Source organism: Egibacter rhizosphaerae (assembly GCF_004322855.1).
Taxonomy (GTDB): domain Bacteria; phylum Actinomycetota; class Nitriliruptoria; order Euzebyales; family Egibacteraceae; genus Egibacter; species Egibacter rhizosphaerae.
In genome coordinates this window covers 2,827,582-2,848,395 of the sequence record NZ_CP036402.1, presented here as the reverse complement: position 1 = coordinate 2,848,395, position 20,814 = coordinate 2,827,582, and the positions used below count along the sequence as shown (strand labels likewise).

At 70.1% G+C, this 20,814-nt stretch carries 20 protein-coding genes and 4 tRNA genes; 6 read left to right on the top strand and 18 right to left on the bottom strand.

Annotated features, from left to right (window positions below; genetic code table 11):
- Positions 1-45 precede the first annotated feature (45 nt).
- The 15 genes from rpoB to ER308_RS13245 all read right to left on the bottom strand — a co-directional run bounded on the left by rpoB (position 46) and on the right by ER308_RS13245 (position 12,220).
- Complete coding sequence (rpoB, locus tag ER308_RS13315) at positions 46-3,675, bottom strand: DNA-directed RNA polymerase subunit beta (protein WP_165492075.1); 3,630 nt, start codon at positions 3,673-3,675, stop codon at positions 46-48.
- A gap of 531 nt (positions 3,676-4,206) precedes the next feature.
- The gene (rplL, locus tag ER308_RS13310) at positions 4,207-4,596 is read right to left on the bottom strand and encodes a 50S ribosomal protein L7/L12 (RefSeq protein WP_131155442.1); all 390 of its coding nucleotides are present in this window, start codon (positions 4,594-4,596) and stop codon (positions 4,207-4,209) included.
- 107 nt (positions 4,597-4,703) lie between these two features.
- The gene (gene rplJ / locus ER308_RS13305) at positions 4,704-5,462 is read right to left on the bottom strand and encodes a 50S ribosomal protein L10 (RefSeq protein WP_131155441.1); all 759 of its coding nucleotides are present in this window, start codon (positions 5,460-5,462) and stop codon (positions 4,704-4,706) included.
- Between the two features lie 235 nt (positions 5,463-5,697).
- Entirely contained in the window at positions 5,698-6,429 is a 732-nt protein-coding gene (gene rplA / locus ER308_RS13300) for a 50S ribosomal protein L1 (RefSeq protein WP_131155440.1), read from the bottom strand.
- Between the two features lie 68 nt (positions 6,430-6,497).
- A complete protein-coding gene (rplK, locus tag ER308_RS13295) occupies positions 6,498-6,923 on the bottom strand; it encodes a 50S ribosomal protein L11 (RefSeq protein ID WP_131155439.1) in 426 nt (141 codons plus the stop codon).
- Positions 6,924-7,032: 109 nt separating this feature from the next.
- Positions 7,033-8,025, bottom strand: a complete 993-nt coding sequence (gene nusG / locus ER308_RS22940; protein ID WP_131155438.1) for a transcription termination/antitermination protein NusG — start codon at positions 8,023-8,025, stop codon at positions 7,033-7,035.
- Positions 8,022-8,387, bottom strand: a complete 366-nt coding sequence (secE, locus tag ER308_RS13285; RefSeq protein WP_131155437.1) for a preprotein translocase subunit SecE — start codon at positions 8,385-8,387, stop codon at positions 8,022-8,024. Before secE ends, nusG begins: the two co-directional genes overlap by 4 nt.
- A 79-nt stretch (positions 8,388-8,466) precedes the next feature.
- A tRNA-Trp gene (locus tag ER308_RS13280) sits at positions 8,467-8,539 on the bottom strand.
- A gap of 157 nt (positions 8,540-8,696) precedes the next feature.
- Positions 8,697-9,119 carry a MaoC family dehydratase gene (locus tag ER308_RS13275; protein ID WP_165492074.1) on the bottom strand — a complete coding sequence of 141 codons (423 nt, stop codon included), beginning with the start codon at positions 9,117-9,119 and terminating at the stop codon, positions 8,697-8,699.
- Entirely contained in the window at positions 9,119-9,664 is a 546-nt protein-coding gene (locus ER308_RS13270) for an FAS1-like dehydratase domain-containing protein (protein ID WP_131155435.1), read from the bottom strand. The genes ER308_RS13275 and ER308_RS13270 overlap by 1 nt, the downstream gene beginning before the upstream one ends.
- A 29-nt stretch (positions 9,665-9,693) precedes the next feature.
- Positions 9,694-10,239 carry a translation initiation factor IF-3 gene (gene infC, locus ER308_RS13265; protein ID WP_205745609.1) on the bottom strand — a complete coding sequence of 182 codons (546 nt, stop codon included), beginning with the start codon at positions 10,237-10,239 and terminating at the stop codon, positions 9,694-9,696.
- 139 nt (positions 10,240-10,378) lie between these two features.
- A complete protein-coding gene (gene rpmG, locus ER308_RS13260; protein ID WP_131155433.1) occupies positions 10,379-10,543 on the bottom strand; it encodes a 50S ribosomal protein L33 in 165 nt (54 codons plus the stop codon).
- A 106-nt stretch (positions 10,544-10,649) separates the two neighbouring features.
- Complete coding sequence (tuf, locus tag ER308_RS13255) at positions 10,650-11,837, bottom strand: elongation factor Tu (RefSeq protein ID WP_131155432.1); 1,188 nt, start codon at positions 11,835-11,837, stop codon at positions 10,650-10,652.
- 155 nt (positions 11,838-11,992) lie between these two features.
- Positions 11,993-12,064 (bottom strand) — tRNA-Met (locus ER308_RS13250).
- Between the two features lie 83 nt (positions 12,065-12,147).
- Positions 12,148-12,220, bottom strand: a tRNA-Thr gene (locus ER308_RS13245).
- A gap of 66 nt (positions 12,221-12,286) precedes the next feature.
- Here ER308_RS13245 and ER308_RS13240 point away from each other — a divergent pair.
- Both ER308_RS13240 and ER308_RS13235 read left to right on the top strand, forming a co-directional pair.
- Entirely contained in the window at positions 12,287-12,847 is a 561-nt protein-coding gene (locus tag ER308_RS13240) for a PH domain-containing protein (RefSeq protein WP_131155431.1), read from the top strand.
- An 82-nt stretch (positions 12,848-12,929) separates the two neighbouring features.
- Positions 12,930-15,062, top strand: a complete 2,133-nt coding sequence (locus ER308_RS13235) for a GNAT family N-acetyltransferase (RefSeq protein ID WP_165492073.1) — start codon at positions 12,930-12,932, stop codon at positions 15,060-15,062.
- Here ER308_RS13235 and ER308_RS13230 read toward each other — a convergent pair.
- Positions 15,034-15,116 (bottom strand) — tRNA-Tyr (locus tag ER308_RS13230). The genes ER308_RS13235 and ER308_RS13230 overlap by 29 nt on opposite strands.
- Positions 15,117-15,236: 120 nt before the next feature.
- Here ER308_RS13230 and ER308_RS13225 point away from each other — a divergent pair.
- Complete coding sequence (locus ER308_RS13225) at positions 15,237-15,725, top strand: YajQ family cyclic di-GMP-binding protein (RefSeq protein ID WP_131155429.1); 489 nt, start codon at positions 15,237-15,239, stop codon at positions 15,723-15,725.
- Between the two features lie 65 nt (positions 15,726-15,790).
- On the opposite strand, the gene ER308_RS13220 is transcribed toward ER308_RS13225, so the two are convergent.
- Entirely contained in the window at positions 15,791-16,279 is a 489-nt protein-coding gene (locus tag ER308_RS13220) for a M48 family metalloprotease (protein ID WP_205745608.1), read from the bottom strand.
- Between the two features lie 224 nt (positions 16,280-16,503).
- Here ER308_RS13220 and ER308_RS13215 point away from each other — a divergent pair, with 224 nt between their 5' ends.
- Both ER308_RS13215 and ER308_RS13210 read left to right on the top strand, forming a co-directional pair.
- On the top strand, positions 16,504-17,688 hold the full coding sequence (locus ER308_RS13215) for a pyridoxal phosphate-dependent aminotransferase (protein ID WP_205745607.1): 1,185 nt from the start codon (positions 16,504-16,506) through the stop codon (positions 17,686-17,688).
- A 20-nt stretch (positions 17,689-17,708) separates the two neighbouring features.
- Positions 17,709-18,557 (top strand): PhzF family phenazine biosynthesis protein, encoded by an 849-nt coding sequence (locus ER308_RS13210; RefSeq protein ID WP_131155427.1) that lies wholly within the window; start codon positions 17,709-17,711, stop codon positions 18,555-18,557.
- A 29-nt stretch (positions 18,558-18,586) separates the two neighbouring features.
- Here ER308_RS13210 and ER308_RS13205 read toward each other — a convergent pair whose 3' ends face one another.
- Entirely contained in the window at positions 18,587-19,447 is an 861-nt protein-coding gene (locus ER308_RS13205; RefSeq protein ID WP_131155426.1) for a DMT family transporter, read from the bottom strand.
- A 196-nt stretch (positions 19,448-19,643) separates the two neighbouring features.
- Here ER308_RS13205 and ER308_RS13200 point away from each other — a divergent pair, with 196 nt between their 5' ends.
- Positions 19,644-20,792 carry a TRAP transporter substrate-binding protein gene (locus ER308_RS13200; RefSeq protein ID WP_165492072.1) on the top strand — a complete coding sequence of 383 codons (1,149 nt, stop codon included), beginning with the start codon at positions 19,644-19,646 and terminating at the stop codon, positions 20,790-20,792.
- Positions 20,793-20,814 lie beyond the last annotated feature (22 nt).

Below are 20,814 nucleotides of genomic sequence, written 5' to 3'. Positions count from 1 at the left end.
TCGTGCAGCGGGGCGTGCGCGGTGCGTGGTCGGGTTCCCGGCCACCTAGGACTGACTCCCGATCTGGAACTCGTCGGAGTAGCGCTCGGGCCGCGAGAGGTCGATGCCGAGCTCCTCCGCGGCGCGGAACGCGTCGTCGTCGGACTCGCGGAACTCGATCTCCTGCCCTTCGGCGCTGAGCACCTCGACGTTCAGGCAGAGCGACTGCATCTCCTTGACGAGCACCTTGAAGCTCTCGGGGATGCCCGGTTCGGGGATGTTGTCGCCCTTGACGATCGCCTCGTAGACCTTGACTCGCCCGAGCACGTCGTCGGACTTCACGGTGAGCAGCTCCTGCAGGGCGTACGAGGCCCCGTAGGCCTCCAGCGCCCAGACCTCCATCTCACCGAAGCGCTGCCCGCCGAACTGTGCCTTCCCGCCCAGCGGCTGCTGGGTGATCATCGAGTAGGGCCCGGTCGAGCGGGCGTGGATCTTGTCGTCCACGAGGTGCAAGAGCTTCAGGATGTACATGTAGCCGACCGTGATCGGCTGGTCGACCGGCTCACCGGTCCGCCCGTCGATCAGGCGGGCCTTGCCGTCGCCGCCCACCTGCCGGTCGCCGTCCTGGTTCGGCTGCGTGTGGGCGAGCAGGTCGCCGAGCTCACGCTCGCGGCACCCGTCGAAGACGGGGGTCGCGAGCCGCTCGCCGCCCCGGCTCTCGAGCAGCTCCTCGTTCCAGCCGACGTCGTCGAACCACTCGGGCTTCGAGTCGAAGCTCCACCCGTTGGCGGCCACCCACCCGAGGTGCGTCTCGAGGACCTGGCCGACGTTCATGCGGCTCGGGACGCCCAGCGGGTTCAGGATGATCTCGACGGGCGTGCCGTCGGGCAGGAAGGGCATGTCCTCCTCGGGCAGCACCTTCGCGATGACGCCCTTGTTCCCGTGCCGCCCGGCGAGCTTGTCGCCGTCGGAGATCTTGCGCTTCTGCGCGACGTACACGCGCACGAGCTCGTTGACGCCCGGCGGCATCTCGTCCCCCGCCTCGCGGCTGAACGTCCGAACGCCGATGACGCGGCCGGACTCGCCGTGGGGGACCTTGAGGCTCGTGTCGCGCACCTCGCGGGCCTTCTCGCCGAAGATCGCCCGCAGCAGCCGCTCCTCCGGCGTGAGCTCGGTCTCGCCCTTGGGGGTGACCTTGCCGACGAGGATGTCGCCCGGGCTCACCTCAGCGCCGATGCGAATGATCCCGCGCTCGTCGAGGTTGCCGAGGACCTCCTCACCGACGTTGGGGATGTCGCGCGTGATCTCCTCGGCCCCGAGCTTGGTGTCGCGCGCATCGATCTCGTACTCCTCGATGTGGATCGACGTCATGACGTCGTCCTTCACGAGTCGCTCGGAGATGATGACGGCGTCCTCGAAGTTGAAGCCCTCCCAGGACATGAAGGCGCACATCAGGTTGGCGCCGAGCGCGATCTCGCCGTAGTCGGTGCACGGCCCGTCGGCCACGACCTGGCCGGCGACGACCTCGTCGCCCTCGTCGACCAGCGGCTTCTGGCTGTAGCAGGTGCCCTGGTTCGTCCGCTCGAACTTGCGCAGGAAGTGCTTCTCGAGCCGGCCGTCGGTGGTCTTGGAGATGATCCGGTCCGCGGCGACCTCGACGATGATCCCGTCGTTCTCGACCACGATCACGTCGCCGGCGTCGCGGGCGCTCTTGCCCTCGAGGCCGGTACCGACGTAGGGCGCCTGCGACTTCACCAGCGGCACCGCCTGGCGCTGCATGTTGGTCCCCATGAGCGCGCGGTTAGCGTCGTCGTGCTCGAGGAACGGGATCATCGCCGCGGCGACCGAGACGGTCTGCCGCGGGCTGACGTCCATGTAGTCGACCTCTTCGGGCAGGACCTCGCGGACCTCCCCGTCCCGGGCACGGCAGAGCACCAGCGGGTTCGTGAAGTGCCCGTTGTTGTCGAGCGGCGCGTTCGCCTGCGCGATGACGTTGCGGTCCTCCTCGTCCGCGGTGAGGAAGTCGATGCGGTCAGTGACGGTCCCGTCCTCGACCTTGCGGTAGGGGGTCTCCACGAACCCGAACGGGTTGATCCGCGCGTACGTCGCCAGCGAACCGATCAGGCCGATGTTGGGACCCTCGGGCGTCTCGATGGGGCACATGCGTCCGTAGTGCGACGGGTGCACGTCGCGGACCTCGAACCCGGCCCGCTCGCGGGACAGCCCACCCGGACCCAGCGCGGACAAGCGCCGCTTGTGGGTGAGGCCGGACAGCGGATTCGTCTGGTCCATGAACTGGCTGAGCTGACTGGCCCCGAAGAACTCCTTGATCGAGGCGACCACCGGTCGGATGTTGATGAGCGTCTGCGGCGTGATCGCCTCGACGTCCTGGGTGGTCATACGCTCGCGGACGACCCGCTCCATCCGGGACAGCCCGATGCGGACCTGGTTCTGGATCAACTCGCCGACGCTGCGCAGGCGGCGGTTGCCGAAGTGGTCGATGTCGTCGTGGTCGTAGGTCCGGTCCTCCTCGCCCGACTTCGACAGGTTCACCATGTAGCTCATCGTCGCGAGCACGTCCTGCTTGGTGAGCGTGTGCGACTTGAGCGGTGCACGGTCCTCGCCGGAGACGGCCACCTCACCGATGCCCGTGCGCTGTCCCTCGGCCTCCTGCAGCGGTTCGGGCACGCCGTGGTCGTCGACGAGCCAGCTGGCTTCGTCGACGTCGGCGAGGCCGAGCCGCACGAGCTCCTCGCCGAGCTTCTTGTTGGCCTTGTAGCGGCCGACCTTGGCGAGGTCGTAGCGCTTGGGGTTGAAGAAGAGGTTGATCAGCAACCCGCCCGCGGACTCCGCGGTCGGCGGCTCACCGGGCCGCAGCTTGCGGTAGATGTCCTGCAGCGCCTCGTCGGGCGTCTGGAGCACATCCTTCTCCAGCGTCGCCCTGATGCCCTCGTCGTGATCGAAGAAGTCGAGGATCTCCTCGTCGGTCACCGGGGTGTCGAGCCGCTCGCGGTCGGCGAGCTCGTACTCACCCGACTCGGGGTTCCACACCAGACCCTTCAGCGCCCGGTACAGCACGGTGATGTGCTGCTTGCGCTTGCGGTCGACGCGCACGCCGACCATGCCCCGCTTGTCGATCTCGAACTCCAGCCAGGCGCCGCGCGACGGGATGATCTTGCACCCGTGCAGGAGCTGACCGGTCGACTTGTCGAAGGTGCGGTCGAAGTACACCCCGGGGCTGCGGACGAGCTGGCTGACGACGATCCGCTCGGTCCCGTTGATGATGAACGTGCCCTGGTCGGTCATCATCGGGAAGTCGCCCATGAACACGGTCTGCGACTTGATCTCGCCCGTGGACCGGTTCACGAACTCGGCGGTGACGAACAGCGGCGCCGCGTACGTGAGGTCCTTCGTCTTGCACTCCTCGACGGTGTTCTTGGGCTCGTCGAAGCGGTGCTCGGAGAACGACAGCGCCATCTGTCCGGTGAAGTCCTCGATGGGGCTGATCTCGCTCAGGACCTCCCCCAGGCCCTCCTCGGTCAGCCACTCGAAGGAACTGCGCTGGATCGCGACGAGGTCGAGATCCTCGATGGGCAGCGGTTCCGAGATCTTCGAGAACGAGTGCCGCGGCGGGTCGCTCGCGCGAGCGGCCGCGGAACGCGCGGGCGTAACGTCGTGCTCCACAGAGGTCGACAATGCTCGCTCCTCACACTGCGCGGTGAACGCACTGAACGCCGAACGTCGGCGACGCTCGGCGAGGGCCGCGGCCAACCGCGGTCGCGGGTGGGTGGCCGCTCACGGCCTCCGCCGGTCGCGACGGAGACCGGCGGTCCGGGCGCTGCTGGCCCGGGAGGAAAGGATGGTGTTGTGCGGTCGGGTGCCCCGCCGTAGCCGCTTGACCGTCGGCTGAGCGGTTCGACACGCGGAATGCACGGCGATCGAGACACGAACAGGCAGTGTAGCGCATGGCTACACTGCTGACTGCGATCCGTGATCGACGCGGAATGTGGACCGGCACGCAACTCCTCGTGCGCGTGTTCCGCTCGTCGGCCCCGTAAGGATGCCGATCCGCGGGATGGGTGTCAACAAGGGCATTCGGGACGGGCCGCAGCTCCGGGACACTGCCGGGGACCACGGATCGGCGACCGTGGCCCGGTCAACCCGTCCGGAGCGGCGCTCGCCGTCGCGGGCGCGACACCGTGACGGCGCCGCGGACCGCGGTGGCTGCTACTTGAGCTCGACCGAGCCGCCGGCGGCCTCGATGGCCTCCTTGGCCTGGTCGGCTTGCTCCCTGGTGACACCTTCGAGGACCGGCTTCGGCGTCGAGTCGACGAGCTCCTTGGCCTCCTTCAGCCCGAGGTTGGTGACCCCCCGGACCTCCTTGATGACCTGGATCTTCTTGTCGCCCGGGTCGGAGAGGACGACGTCGAAGGCCGTCTGCTCCTCCTCGGCCTCCGCCTCATCGCCGCCGCCGGCGGCCGCCGGGGCGGCCACGGCCGCGGGTGCCGCGGCGCTGACGTCGAACTCCTCCTCGAACTTCTTCACGAACTCGCTGAGCTCGAGGAGGGTCATCTCCTTGAACTGCTCGAGCAGGTCGTCGGTGGAAAGCTTCGCCATGGTGCTGCTCCTCGGTTCAGGTCCCGGACGCGCGCGGCGGACCGGGGACGGTCTGTCGGGTGATCGGGTGCGGGCCGTGGCCGTCGGGCCCGCGCGACGGCATCGACCTACGTCTGCTGCGCGGGGTCCTCGCCGGTCTCGGCGGCCTCGGCTTCGTCGGCGCCGTCGCCGGCCTCGGCTTGGTCACCGGTTTCCTCAGCGGCCCCGGATTCGGCGCTCGCCTCGGTCGCCTCCTCGGGCTCGGCGGCCTCGGGCTCGGCGGCCTCGGGCTCGGCGTCCTCGGAACCGGCGGCCTCGGAACCGGCCGACTCGGCCTGCGTGAGAGCGCCCCCGTCATCGGGCGTCTTGTCCTGCAACGCGCCGAGCACACGAGCGAGCTTCTCGAGGTTCGCGTTCGCGAGCCGTGCGGGCTGGGCGAGGACCGTGCCGAGCATCACGGCGATCCTGCCGAGCAACTCCTCGCGGGACTCGAGGTCGGCGAGACGCGCCGCGTCGTTGGCGTCGAGCAGCTTGCCGTCGAGGACCCCGGCCTTGATCTGCAGGCCGGGGTGACTCTTCGAGAACCGCTTGAGGACCTTGGCGGCCGCGACGGGGTCACCGGCGCAGAAGGTGATGGCGGTCGGGCCCACGAGCACGTCGTCCGGGATGTCCACGCCGGCTTCGCGCACCGCGCGCCGCGTGAGGGTGTTCTTGACGACGCGGTACTCCGCGTCGGTCTCACGCAACTGCCGCCGCAGCTCCGCGGTCGCCGCCACCGAAAGACCGCGGTAGTCGGTCAGCACGGTCGCGTTGGACTGCTCCAGCCACTCGGCGATCTCGGCGACCTGCGCCACCTTCTCGGGGCGGGCCTCCTCGTTCGTCGCCATCGACGCTCCTCTCGGGTGTTTATGCGCGGGTGCGCGCGAGCCGAAGCGCCTGGGGTCAGGAGCGGCGCGGAGTCAGCACGGGCCCACGCGAGCCCGAGGGCGTCGCGAAGTCACCTGCGCTGGTCGACCGGCAGTGCCGGCTCCTTCGCCGCGTGGGACGCGGGACCGAGCGGTCTTCGGCTCAACGGGTAACGGTACGGCTGCCGCGGGGTGGCCGCAACTCGCGGCCGAGCCCCTAGGCGGCGACGGACTCCTCCTCCTGGGGCTGGTACGAGACGCGGACGATGCCGGGATCCACCGGCACCGAGGGGCCCTGGGCGGTCGACACGTGGATGGACCGCAGGTAGCGCCCCTTGGCGGCGCTCGGACGCTGCCGGACCAACTCGTCGATCACCGCGCCGTAGTTCTCCACCAGCTGGCGGACCTCGAAGCTCGCCTTGCCGATGGGAAGGTGCACGTTGCCCTGGCGGTCGGTGCGGTACTCGACCTTGCCGGCCTTGATCTCGCTGACCGCGGTGGCGACGTCGGTGGTGACCGTGCCGCTCTTCGGGTTCGGCATCAGCCCGCGAGGGCCGAGCGTCTTCCCGTAGCGACCGATCTTGCCCATCTGATCCGGGGTGGCGATCACCGCATCGACGTCGAGCTCACCGGACTCGATGAGCTCGGTCACCCGCTCGGCGCCGACGATGTCGGCGCCGGCGCTCTCAGCCGCCGTCGCCGCGTCGCCCTCGGCGAACACCGCGACCCGGGCCTCCTTGCCGACTCCGTGCGGCAGGGGGACCGACCCCCGCAGCATCTGGTCGGCCTTGCGGGGGTCGACCCCGAGGCGGACCGCGAGCTCGACGGTCGGGTCGTAGTTGACGGTGACGGTCTCCTGGACGAGGCGCATCGCCTCGGTCGGACGGTAGCGGCGGTCGCGATCGATCTTCGCCGCAGCCGCCTGGTAGCGCTTGCCGCGCTTGGCCATGATGATCCTCCTCGTGGTACCGGCGGGCGCGCCGGTCGCCCGGCTCGCCCTCCCACGTCGCGGACGGACTAGTCCTGGACCTTGAGCCCCATCGAACGGGCGGTGCCCTCGACGATCTTCACCGCGCCATCGACGTCGTTGGCGTTCAGGTCGGGGTACTTGCGCTCGGCGATCTCGCGGATCGTCTCCCGTCTGACCGTGCCGGCGCCCGCCCGACCCGGCTCCTGGGAGCCCTTCTCGATGCTCGCGGCCTTGAGCAACAGCTTCGAGGCGGGCGGGGTCTTCGTGACGAACGTGAAGCTGCGGTCCTCGTAGACCGTGATCTCCACGGGGATCACGTCGCCCTGCTGGTCGGCCGTGCGCTCGTTGTAGGACTTGCAGAACTCCATGATGTTCACGCCGTGCTGGCCCAGGGCGGGGCCCACCGGCGGCGCCGGCGTGGCCTGGCCGGCGGGAATCTGCAGCTTGATGAGGCCTGCGACCTTCTTCGCCATGTTCTCTCCTCGGTGTGGTGCGCGCGGACGCCGCGGCTCGGACGTCCTCCCACGGTTTCTGTGCTGCTTCGGGGCCGAGCGACCTTCGCCCGGGGGCGTCGTCGCCCGACTAGAGCTTGGCGACCTGCTCGAAGGTGAGCTCGACTGGTGTCTCGCGGCCGAAGATCGAGACGAGCACCTTGAGCTTCGTCGCGTCGGCGTTGATCTCGCTGATCGTCCCGGTGAAGTCCGCGAACGGGCCGCTGGTGACCCGCACGTTCTCGCCCTCCTCGAACTCGATCGAGGGCGGGACCGCCTTCTCCTCCTCGTCGGGCTCGGCCAGGATCCGCTCGACCTCGCGCAACGACAGCGGCACGGGCTTGGTGCCCGGCGGGCCCACGAACCCGGTGACCGCGGGCGTGTTGCGGACCACGTACCAGGAGTCGTCGTCGAGGTCCATGCGCACGAGGACGTACCCCGGGAAGACCTTGCGCTTGACCTGCTGCTTCTTGCCACCCTTGATCTCGACGGCGTCCTCGGTCGGGATGATCACCTCGAAGATCCGGTCCTCCATGTTCATGGACTGGATCCGGTTCTCGAGGTTCGCCTTCACGCGCTGCTCGTAGCCGGAGTAGGTGTGGACGACGTAGTAGTCGCCCGTCTGGCGCATGAAGTCCCGACGGTCGGGCATGCGAGGCCGCGCGGGGGCGGCCTCCTCCGCCGGAGCTTCCTCCTCGGCGGGCACGGTGTCGCCGTCCGGCACCGGCGCGGGCGCCTCCTCGGTGTCGGTCCCGGCGCTGCCCTCCTCGGTGACGCCCAGGGCACGGCTGACGTCCTCGAGGCTCGGACCGTCGCCACCGTCGGCCCCAGCGGCCTCCAGCAACTCGTCGAGGTCGTCGGTGTCGTCCTCCACGGCGTCACGTGCCTCGGGCGCCTCGGTCGCATCGGCCATGGCCTCCGCGACGAGTGCCTCGATCTCGGGATCGCCCTCCTCGTAGTCCACCGGCGTCTCGGCCTCGCCGCGTGCACGCGGGTCATCCGCCGCGCCCTGCGACGAGTCCTCGCCGAGTTCCTCGTCGGCTGCAGCGTCGGCGTGCTCCTGGTCGCTCTGAGGGTCGCTCATCCGAACACCCACACCGCGAACTGACTGAAGACCTGGTCGATGCCGAAGATGTAGATCGTGAGGATGGCGACCGCGAACAGCACGACCATGCTGTACTGGCCGAGCTCGCGGCGGTTCGGCCAATGGACGCGGCGCAGCTCGCTGCGGACCTCGCGCACGAACTGCGGGGGGCTGGTCCGCGGCTTGTCATCGGACCGACCCGCGCCGCCGGAGCCGCCGGAGCCGCCCGAACCTCCGCTCGGGCCGCCGGAGCCGCCCTCACCGGAGCCGCGACCGCCCGAGCCGCCGGCCTCGGCGTCGATGTCGCCACTGGCCTGGCGGCGCTCGATGCGCTCGCGCTCTCGTCTCGACTCGCGGCTCACTGCTTGCTCCTCGCGGCGTTCAGCGATCCCCCAGGGCGATCTCGGGGCGGTAGGGCACGCGGTGACCGCGTGCGTGGCGCAGGGGCGGAGGGAATCGAACCCCCGACCTTCGGTTTTGGAGACCGATGCTCTGCCAATTGAGCTACGCCCCTCTGGCAGCCTGTCATCGACAGCCCGAGATGGGCGCAACGACAGCGCAGCGGACAGTATAGGCAGGCACCCGACGTGCCGGCAACGCACGGCCGGTTTCGTTGCCCGACCCTTCGGCCGGTGGACCGACCCCCACCCTGACCGACCCCGGGCGGCGGATCAGTCGCTCAACCGCACGACCGCGCGCGAGCCCTTCGCGTCGACCACCCTCGCACCGTCCTCGGTCTCCGCCCACACCGCGACGGTCGCGGCCCCCCCGTCGTGGTCGACCTCGGTGACCTCGCCGCCGACTCGCAGCGTCGCGCCCACCGGGCACGGCGCCCGGAAGGAGGCCGAGAGGTGGGCAACGTGTTCGGGCCCGCCCGCCCACGCCGTGACGGCGCTGGACACCAGCCCCATCGACAGCATGCCGTGGCCGATGACCCCCCCGGTCGGGCTGACCTGGGCGGCGAACTCGGGATCCCAGTGCAGGCGGTTGAAGTCACCGCTCGCCCCGGCGTACCGGATGAGCATGTCCTGGTCGATGACGTGCTCGACAACGGGCAACTGGTCGCCGACCTCGACGGTCTCCCGCGCGGGCATCAACCGCCCTCCTTGAAGAAGATGATCGTGCTCTGACTGCGCACGACCGGCGCGCCGGTGTCCCGTTCCACGCATTCGACCCGCATCGTGAGGATGTCCATCCTCCCGCGATCACGCATGTCGGCGATCTGCGGGGTACACCTCAGCCAGTCCCCGACACGCAGGGCGCGCGTGAAGTCGTACTCCTGGGCCCCGTGCACGAGGTTCCAGTGGGCACCGAGCTCGGGGTCGCCGATCAGCAGCGGCGCGGCGGCCCCGCTGAAGCAGGCGGCGAACGTCGGGGGCACCGGGACCTGCTCGGGCGGGATCTCGCTGGGGTCCGCGGTGTACACCGGGTCGGTCGAGCCGGTCGCCAGCGCGTACTCACACACCTTCGGGCGCGTGATCTCGTAGGTGTAGGCGGGGTAGACGTGCCCATTGCGGTCGTAGTTCAGCGCGATGGCCCCCTCCGTTCGTCCTCGTTGCTTCCGAGGCCGCGGTCCTCCCGCCGTTGGCCCCCGCGAGAGCGCCGGGTGCGCGCGAGAGCGCCGGGTGCGCGCGAACACCGCCGACCCGGCGTGTCACGCGCGCGGCGTCACTCCTGCTGCTGACCCTGCTGCTGGCGTTCCTTCTTCGACTTCGGCGAGAAGGTCATGGTGATGAAGCGCCCCTCCATCTGCGAGCGCGAGTCCACGTTCGCCACGTCGCTGATCTCCTCGGCGAAGCGGTCGAGGACCCGGGCGCCCATCTCGGGTCGCCGGAGCTCCCGTCGACGGAACATGATCTGCACGCGCACGGAGTGCCCGTCCTCGAGGAACTGGCGCGCGTGGCGCACCTTCGTCTCGAAGTCGTGGTCGTCGATCTTCGGGCGCAGCCGGATCGACTTCTGACCGCCACCCTTCTGCTGCTTGCGCTGCTCGCGCTCCGCCCGCTCCTGCTCGTACTGGTGCTTGCCGTAGTCCATGACCTTGGCAACCGGCGGGCTTGCGTTCGGCGCGACCTCGACCAGATCCATGCCGAGTTCCTCGGCGGCGTCGATTGCGATCTTCAGGGGCACGACGCCCACCTGTTTGCCCTCGGGTCCGACGAGGCGGACCTCCTTCGAACGGATCTCGGCGTTGATTGCGGGTCGGTCAGCCAATGGTCCTCCCGGGTCGTCGGTCGCGCGGCACACCTCTGCGCGCTCGCTGCACCATGGTGACCCGGATTCGGGCCGATGCAAGAGGCAGTCGTCGCTCCGCCCGGCGCGGCCGGCCCTCGGGACCGGCGCGCCGGCGCGACTACTTGGTCTCGCGGTGGGGGCGGTGCTGTTTGCAGCGGGGGCAGTGCTTGCGCATCTCGAGCCGCTCGCGCTGCTTGTGGCGGTTCTTGGTCGTCGTGTAGTTGCGCTCGCGACACTCGGTACAGGCAAGCGTCACGTGGGGACGGGTGTCGCTTTTCGGCATGTCGGGCCTTCCCTGCTCTCGTGTTCGTCGGCAGCGCGCTCGCGCCGCGGGTGGCGCCGCGGCCGCCGGGTCGAGAGCCCACCAGCCCCCGACCCGACAGCCGCGCTCACTTGAGGATCTTGGTCACACGACCCGCACCGACGGTCTTGCCGCCCTCACGAATCGCGAACTGCAACCCCTCCTCCATCGCGATCGGGCTGATCAACTCCACCGTCATCTCGGTGTTGTCGCCCGGCATCACCATCTCGGTGCCCTCCGGCAACGTCACCGTGCCGGTCACATCCGTGGTCCGGAAGTAGAACTGCGGCCGATAGTTGTTGAAGAACGGCGTGTGCCGGCCACCCTCGTCCTTGGACAGGATGTACACCTGCGCCTCGAAGTTCGTGTGCGGCGTGATGCTGCCCGGCTTGGCCAACACCTGCCCGCGCTCGACCTCCTCCTTCTTCGTGCCGCGCAACAACACACCAATGTTGTCGCCCGCACGCCCCTCGTCCAACAACTTGCGGAACATCTCCACACCCGTGGCCGTGGTCTTGCGCGTCTCACCCAACCCGACGATCTCGACCTCCCCGCCGGGCTTGACCACGCCCTGCTCCACACGACCGGTCACCACCGTGCCGCGACCAGTGATGCTGAACACATCCTCCACCGGCATCAAGAACGGCTTGTCCACATCCCGAGCCGGCTCCTCGAAGTACCCATCGACCTCGCCCATCAACTCCAGGACCCGGGCCTCCTGGCCCTCATCGCCCTCCAGAGCCTGCAACGCCGAACCCTTCACCACCGGAGTGCCCTCACCATCGAACTCATAGGCCTCCAGCAGCTCGCGGACCTCCATCTCCACCAGCTCGAGCAACTCCTCATCATCGACCATGTCGGCCTTGTTGAGGAACACCACCAACCGCGGCACCCCCACCTGACGCGCCAACAACACGTGCTCACGCGTCTGCGGCATCGGGCCATCCGCCGCACTGACCACCAGAATCGCCCCATCCATCTGCGCCGCACCCGTAATCATGTTCTTCACATAATCCGCGTGCCCCGGCGCATCCACATGCGCATAATGACGATTCTCGGTCTCATACTCCACATGCGCGACGTTGATCGTGATACCGCGCTCGCGCTCCTCCGGCGCCTTGTCAATATCCTCGAACGGCGTGAACGCGACATCCGGATTGTGCTTATGCAACACATTCGTGATCGCCGCCGTCAACGTCGTCTTCCCATGATCGACATGCCCGATCGTGCCGATATTCATATGCGGCTTCGACCGCTCGAACTTCTCCTTGCTCATGGGTCGTGGTCCTCTCGAGGTTTCGGGGCAAGGGTCGGGTGCGGGTGTGTCGTCCCGGCCTCCGCGCTCGCCGCGGTGGGGGTGGCACGACGCACGCGACCAGGGACCCGGGTGCGGGTCCCTGGCGGAGCGCCCAGGTGCAGTTGCGGGCGTCGTGGCGGCGGGTGGATTCGAACCACCGACTACTCGATTATGAGCCGAGTGCTCTGCCCCTGAGCTACGCCGCCGGCACGGCGGTCGCCCGCGGGCGACCGCGCCACCGGGAGCCTACCCATCGAACCAGTCGGATGTGTACTCGCGCGGTGACTCGAGCCCCCCAGCGGAATCGAACCGCTGACCTACTCCTTACCATGGAGTCGCTCTGCCGACTGAGCTAGGGGGGCGAGCCCCCGACAGTATGGAATGGGGCCCCATGCCCTGCAACCTGGGCCGCATAGGCTGGAGAGGTGATGGACGCTCAGGAGCCCCCTCCCACCGCCGAGGCCGCCGACGCACCGGCCGGTCCACCTTCGCTGCCGGATGCCGATCCCGGCACCGGTGACGGGATCCCCGAGCTCGTCCCACTCGACCCACGCGTGCGCAAGGTGTGGTGGCTGACCGGGTTCATCTTCGTGCTCCAAGGGGTGATCGTGGCCGGGGTCGTCGACCTGCTCGCGCCGCTGCCCACCCCGACCGGCCTCCTCACGGGCGCGGTCCTGGCCGGGGGGACCGCGCTGGCGATCGTGCTACCCATCATCCGCTACCGCCGGTGGGGGTACGCGCTGCGCGAACGCGACCTGTGGATCCGCCACGGCGTCTTCTGGCGCAACGTGAGCGTCATCCCCTACGCCCGGCTGCAGTTCGTCGACACGCGGGCCGGGCCCCTGGACCGACTGTTCGGGCTTGCCCAGCTCGTGGTGCACACGGCGGCACTCGGCACGAGCGGCCAGTTGCCGGGACTGGACTCGGCCGAGGCCGAACGCCTGCGCGAGCGCCTGGCGTCCGTCGAAGCCGACATCCTCGCGGTCTGACGTGAGCCGTCCAACCCCGACCCCACCAGGGGGAGACCCCGCGGGCGCGTCGACCCGGCGGAGCGCAGGCTCCGGACCGACCGTGTGGCCGCAGGTCCCGACGCCCCCGGCGCAGGCCGTGCTGCGCGGACGCCAACGCCTGCACATCGGCGCGCTGGGCGTGTGGGCCTTGTCGAGCGCGGGCCCGATCATCCTGTTGATCATCGCCGGGACCGTCGCCCCGGCCTTCGCGGCGATCGTGATCGTCGGGGCGCTCGTCTCCTCGGGGGTCCGATGGTGGCGGTTCACCTGGCACATCGACGCGGAGTCGCTCGTCATCGAGCAAGGACTCCTCCAGCGCCAACGTCGGGTCATCCCCCGCGAGCGGATCCAGTCGGTCGAGCGGATCCGTCGGCTGCGTCACCGCCTCTTCGGCGTCGTGGAGCTGCGCGTCGAGTCGGTGGGGGGCGGCACGACCGAGGGCCAACTCGACGCGCTCGATCCGGAGATCGCGGACCTCGTGCGCACCGAACTCGTCGGGCGCCCCAGCACGCCGCGCCCCGCCGCGTCCGCCGACACCGACGCCGACGACCAGGGGGGCGATGACGAACTCGTGCGCATGCGGCCCGGCGACCTCGTGCTCGCGGGCCTGACCGGGGGCCGTGTCGGTGTCGTCGCGGCCCTGCTCGGCTTCGCCTCCCAGCTGTTCGCCGAGCAGATCGACCCGGTGGTCGAGCAGGTCACCCAGTTCTTCGGTGCGCAGGGCTGGGTGGGGATCGTGATGGCGGTCGGGGGGTTCCTCCTCGCGGTGTTCGTCCTCTCGGTCGTTGCGACGGTCTTCGCCTACTGGGACTTCCGGCTCAGCGCCGCCGACCGGCGGCTGCACACCACACGGGGCCTGCTGGAGCAGCGTTCGGGCACGATCCCGCTGTACCGCCTGCAGTCCCTGCGGGTCGAGGAGAACCTGCTGCGACGCCCCCTCGGACGAGCCACCGTGAAGGTCGAGGTCGCCGGACGCGCCGCCGGCGAGGCCAGCGACACGAGCACGGTGTTGCCGATCGGCACCCGGCAAGAGGCCTTCGCGCTCGTCGATCGCATCACCGGGCGGGACGACGTGGCCGGCGTCGAGCTCACACCGGCCCCGATCGGTGCGCGACACCGCCGCGACGTCCGGGCCGCGTTGGCAACGCTGGCGGCGACGGTCGGCCTGCTCGTGTGGCAGGGCCCGGCGGGTGTGGCGGGGCTGGCACTCGCCGTGCCGTTCGCGCTGCTCGGTCGCTCGTCCTATCGCGCGCTGGGACGCGCCCGCCTGCCGCAGGCGATCGTCGCCCGCTCCGGTGTGTTCGTCCGCACGACCCATGTGACGCCCGAGCGCTCGCTCCAGGGCATCGCGCTGTCGGCGACGCCGTTCCAGCGCCGTCGTCGCCTCGCGACACTGGAGCTGCACATCGCGCGCTCGCCCGGCGGCGGAGACGATCCCGCGCTGATCGACATCGCCGTCGACGAGGGCAGGCGCGAGCTCGTGCGCCTGGCCGAGGTGGCGGACGCCGCCGCCCGACGCCCCCGCACCATCGACGGGCGCATCATGCGCGCCGAGACAACCGAGGACCACTCGGCGGTCCATGATCTCCTGGCAGCGGCGTTCGGGCGGGACGCCGAGGCCGAGCTCGTCGAGTCGCTCCGCACGGGGTCCGACACCGAGTCGGTCCACTCCCTCGTCGTCGAGGAGGACGGCGAAGTCGTCGCACACGCGCTCCTGGTCCCGATCGGGCTCGGGCCCAGCGCGACAGCCCCACCCGGGGTGCCGCCACCTGACGGCCGCGTGCTCGCGGTGGCCCCCATCGCCGTGCGCCCCGACCGCCAACGCCAGGGCATCGGCGGTCGGCTGGTCAAGCGCGCGACGAACATCGCGGCAGCGTTCGGGGCGCACCGGATCGTCGCCGCCGGCCCGGTGGACTTCCTGGAGCAGTTCGGGTTCGAGGAGCCCGGACCGCTCGGCCTCGAGCTGGGCACCCGGGACGACGGCGCGACGGCGTGGGGCGGGCGCTGGCTCGCGCGGAGCCTGCCCGCGGATGACGGCACCGCGCGAGGGGCTGTGCGGCTGCCCGAGTCGCTCGCGCACCTGCACTCGGTCGTGGCGTCGCCGGGGTCACAGTCGCAGCGGTCACACGAGAACGCCGCCGGAGAGGATCCGGCGGCACCTGGGGTGGTGGGTGAAGGATTCGAACCTTCGTAGGCATAAGCCGGCGGATTTACAGTCCGCTCCCTTTGGCCGCTCGGGCAACCCACCAGGACGTCGGAATGCTAGGCCCGGCCCGCACCCCCCGCAACCAGGGCGGGCCCGCGCGAGAGCTCGTCACTATCCTGCCGTGAAGGACTCGCGGACATCGGCATGGAGAAGGAGTCGCGCATGGCCGAGAACAGCTTCGACGTGGTCGCCGAGACCGACCGTCAGGAGGTCGACAACGCGATCAACCAGGCCGCCAAGGAGGTCGGGCAGCGCTTCGATTTCAAGGGCGCGAATGCCGAGATCGCCTGGTCGGGCGACGGCATCGCGATCACCACGAACTCCGAGGACCGCGTCGATGCCGCCCTCGACGTGCTCAAGGACAAGCTCGTGAAGCGCAAGGTGAGCCTCAAGTCGCTCGACCACGACCGACCGCAGCCCGCCGCGAAAGGCACGTACCGCCTCGACATCGGCCTCGTCGAGGGCATCCCCCAGGACAAGGCCAAGGCGATGGTCAAGCAGATCAAGGCGAGCAAGCTGAAGGTGACGCCCAGCATCCAGGGCGATCAGTTGCGCATCTCGAGCAAGTCGAAGGACGCGCTCCAGGAGTGCCAGACGCTGTTGCGCAACAACGACCAGGACCTGCCGATCAAGTTCACCAACTACAACTGACGATGCCGGCCCGTGGGTTCCCCACGGGCCGGCATCGTCCGTGTCCGCTTCGAGCACGCGGCGAGCTACGCCATCTGGCCCATGCGGCGAGCGAGCTGTTCCAGGTTGCGCACGCGGTCCTCGGTCTTGGGGTGCGTGCGGAAGGCGTTGCCCAGGCCGCCACGAACCGCGCCACCGAAGGGCGCCGAGATGTAGAGGCTCGAGAACGCGTTGTTCGGCTGCTCCGCCGGCGTGCCGCCGACCCCGCGCCGGGCGAGCTCCTTGCCGCCGGCCTCGAGCTTCCGGAGCGCGCTCGCCAGCGCCAGGGGCTTGCCGGACAGGTCCGCGCCGCTCGTGTCGGCCTGCGTCTCGCGGCTGCGGGTGACCGCGAACTGGATGAGGATCGCCGCGATCGGCGCGAGCAGGATCATCGCGATCTGCGCGATCGGGTTCGCGTCCTCGTCGCCTCCGAAGAACAACGCGAAGCGGCTGAGCGCGGTGATCGCCGTCGCGATCGTCGCCGCGATCGACCCGATCAGGATGTCGCGGTTGTAGACGTGGCTGAGCTCAGCCACCCACCTCCGGCGGGATTTGATAATCTCGCACGTCCATGGTCCGGTCCTCGCCGCCGGCCGCACGGCCTCGCGACGTCCCGCCGTGACACTCGGTGCCCGGCCGCCGAGGCCACACTCACGCACGCAGAGAGCCGAGCTCCACGAGCGCACCACCCGCCGCTCCAGACCGACACACCCCAGCAGGGGCGAGACCCCAGCCGGGCCGACACCCGAAGGTGATGCTCATGAAATGGCCAGCGGACCGCATGGAGAGCCAGCGCGGGAAGGGCTTCGGGATGTACCCCCGTGCCGCCGCGCTCGAGCGCGAGGGCGCCGACGTCATCCACCTCGAGGTCGGTCGCCCCGCCTTCGACACCCCTGTCGACATCAAGGAGGCGGCCAAGCAGGCCCTCGACGCAGGCATCGTCCACTACGGGGACCTGCAGGGGACCGAGCGCCTACGCCAGGCACTCGCGCGCAAGCTGAGCGAGTTCAACGGTCTGCCCGCCGGACCGGAGAACGTCCTCGTGACGACCGGGTTGACCCAGGCGTCGTTCGCGACGTTCATGGCCGCGCTCGACCCCGGCGACGAGGTCCTGGTGCTCGAACCGCGTTACCCGCAACATCCCCCGAAGATCGCGCTCACCGGCGCGACGGTGGTCCCCGTCCCACTCGACCCCGAACGCGGATACCGGGTGGACCCCGAACGGGTGGAGGCCGCGATCACGCCGCGAACGAAGATGCTGGTGCTCGTCAACCCGGCCAACCCGGTCGGCACGGTGTTCACCCGCGACGAACTCGCCGTGCTCGCCGACATCGCGATCCGCCGCGACCTCCTCGTCGTCACCGACGAGGTCTACGAGTACATCACCTACGACGGTCGGCAGCACACGAGCATCGCCGCGCTGCCGGGCATGTGGGAGCGCACGGTCAGCCTCTTCGCGTTCACCAAGGCCTACGCGATGGACGGCTGGCGTCTGGGTTACGCGGTCGCGCCCACCGAGCTCCTCGGGGACATTCACCGCATCGCCATGAACGAGACCACGCACCCCAACGTCTTCGCCCAGGAGGGCGCAGTCGCGGCGGTCGAGGGCGACCAGCAGCCCCGGCACGACATGGTCGCCGAGGATCGCCGCTGCCGGGACCTCGTGTACGAGCGCCTCAACGCGATGCCCGGCGTGCGCTGCCACCTCCCCGAGGGCTCCATCTACGCCTTCCCCGACGTCTCCGGGCTCGGGCAACCGGACCCGGAGTTCGCCGAGCAGCTCCTGCACGAGGCCCACGTGGCGACCGAGCCGGGCAGCTCGTACGGTGCGATGGGGCAGGGCCATCTTCGGGTCTGCTTCGGGTCGGAGCCCTACGCCCGCCTCGAGGAGGCCATGGACCGGATGGCGAAGTACGTCCAGTCGGTCGCGCCCGCGCACGACTGACCATTCCCGGGGGACCGCCGATGCGCCGCCGCTTCCTGCAGCTCGACGTGTTCTCGCCGGTGCCGTACCTCGGGAACCCGCTGGCGGTCGTCGTCGACGCCGAGGGGCTCGACACCGACGACATGCGGCGGATCGCGCGGTGGACCAACCTGTCGGAGACGGTGTTCCTCCTGCCCCCGGACGCGCCCGGTGCGGACTACCGTGTGCGGATCTTCAACCTCGGCAGCGAGCTGCCGTTCGCGGGCCACCCGACGCTCGGCGCGTGCCGCGCGTGGCTCGAGTCGGGGGGTCGGCCGCGCGACGCCGACGCGGTCGTCCAGGAATGCGGGGCGGGGCTGGTCACCGTGCGTCGGACCGACGCCGAGCTCGCGTTCGCCGCGCCGCCGCTGAAGCGGTCGGGGCCGGTCGACGAGGCGCTGGTGGCCGACCTCGCGGCGGTGCTGCGCCTCGACCCGGCCGACATCGTCGACGCGCAATGGGTCGACAACGGACCAGGGTGGGTCGCGGTCCTGCTCGGCACCGCTGACGAGGTGCTCGCCGTCGAGCCGGACGCCTCCGCGGTCGCGGAGACGCCGTCGGACATCGGCATCGTGGGTCCGTACCCCCCGGACTCGCCATTCGCGTTCGAGGTGCGCGCGCTGTTCGCCGACGGAGAGGGGAACCTGCGGGAGGACCCGGTCACCGGCAGCCTGAACGCCTCGCTCGGACAGTGGTTGCTGGCCTCCGGGCGCGCGACCGCCCCGTACACCGCGAGCCAGGGCACGCGGATGCACCGCGCTGGTCGTCCCCGCATCGATGCGGACGCCGACGGGTCCGTCTGGGTCGGCGGCCCGACCCACGTCTGCGTCGACGGGGCGATCGAGGCGTAGACGCGCATCCGGCCGCGTCGGGCGCGCGTCTAACCGATCCCGATCAGCAGCACGCCCAAGATCGCGAGCCCGACGCCGACACGCTGCGCACTCGCGAGCCGTTCGGCGAGCACGACTCGGGCGAGCACCACGGTCACTGCGGGATAGAGCGACGTGAGCACGGCCACGAGCGCCAGCAATCCGGTCCTGGCGGCGAAGAGGAAGCTGGTCATCGCCCCGACGCTCAACAGCCCGATCACCACGGCCAGCGGGACCACCTTCGCCGGCAGGCGCACCCTTCGGCGTCCGAGACCCGCAGCGACGGCCACCACGAGGAGACTCGCTGCCTGCGCCGCCAGGATCGGCCAGAGGTCGCCCTGGCCGCCTGCCTGGTCCAAGGACACGAAGACGAGCGCGAACCCGCTGCCCGCCCCCAAGCCGTACAGCGTCGCGCCGCCCGGGCGAAGCTCGGCGACGATCGCGCGCGGCGTGATCCGCTCGCCGGAGGGTGCCGAGACCAGCGCGATCGCGACGATGCCCAGCAGCACGCCGCTCGCGGCGAGGGCGGACGGGCGCTCGCCCAGCGCGACGCCCACCAGGGCCGGGAGCGCCGACGATCCGATCGCGCTCACGGGCGCGACGACGCTCATCCGCCCGAGCACCATCCCGCGGTAGAGCAGCAGGACGCCGCCCGAACCACCGAGGCCCGCCATCCCGCCCCACAGCAACTCGTCAACGGCCGGCGCGCCCGTGGCCAGCAGTGGGGCCAGCCCCAGGAGCACGAGGACCGCCGTGAACCGGGCCGCCAGCACCACCCCGAACACCCCGCCGGCCCGACGCGAGGCCAGCCCGCCGAGGAAGTCGGAGGTCCCGTAGCAACCCGCTGCGAGGAGTCCCAACCCGACCGTCAACGTAAACCCGCTCCTCCGATTGATTCTCGTCGCCACGCGTGGTCGGCGAGCCCTTCAGGGCATCGGCGACCCCTCGTCGCACGGACACGACTTTGGCATCCTATATATGCTCAAACCATTCGTCGGGGCGGCTGACCGGAGGGCTGGTGGTCACCCCGCGCCACGCCATGCGCGACGTCGAGAGAAGGAGCCAACCATGAGACGCCTGCTGTTGCTCGCCCTTGCGCTGCTGCTGCTCGTCGCGGCCTGTGCGGAGGAGGAGGCCGCCGAGGAGCCCGACGACGACGTGGCCGAAGAGGACGAGGAGCCCACGGACGACCTCGACGACGAGGACGACGAACCCGACGAGGACCCGGACGACGAGCCCGACGACGAGTCCGAGGACGACGCCGACGAGCCCGACGAGGACTTCGACCCGGTCACGTGGACCTGGAACGTGAGCGAGACCGGCGAACGGGACTCCGCGTTCGGGATGACCGCGGAGTACTTCGCCGAGGAGCTCGAGGCGCGGACGGACGGGCAGATCACGCTCGACCTGCACTTCGGCGGGGCGCTCGGCTACGAGGCCGGCGAGATGATCGAGGTGATCGGAGAGGGCTTCGTCGACGGCGGCGACATCTCGCTGCCTCACAACGCGGGGGCGGAGCCCCTCGCCCAGTTCGGCGCGCTGCCCTTCCTGCACGAGGGCTACGACGAGCACTGGGAGTGGCTCGACGAACTCTACGTGCCGGAGATGCAGGAACACCTCACCGACGATTGGGGGGTCATGCCGGTCGGCACGTTCACCTTCGGTCAGGAGTACCTGCTCTGGGACGAGCAGCTCGAGGACGTGGAGCAGCTCGAGGGCGCCGAGTTCCGCGTCCTCAGCCCCGTGCACGGGGAGTTCTGGGAGCAGCTGGGGGTCTCGCCGCTCTACCTGCCCGTCGAGGACCTCGCCACCGCCATGGAGCGCGGCCAGATGGACGGGATGCCGAACAGCAACCCGCTCATCAGTCAGCTCGAGGCCTGGGAGCACTACGAATACCGCGGTGTGCTGGGCTCGGTGATCGGCTCGTCGCTCTACGGCATCAACCAGGAGTCGTTCGAGGCCCTGCCCGACGACCTGCAGGACACCGTCGTGGAGGTCGCGCAGGAGGCGACCGAGCACGGCCGCGAACGGCTCCTCGAGGAGGACGAGGAGGCCGAGCAGCGCTTCGACGAGGAGGGCATGACCACCTACGAGGTCCCCGACGAGACGATCGCCGAGATGCGGGACCAGGGCGAGGAGGCCTGGTGGTCCTGGGCGGAGGAGACCGGGGACGAGGCCGTCGACCTCCTCGAGGCGACGCTCGACATGCAGGACTGACCCACTCGACGCCGGGGCGGGG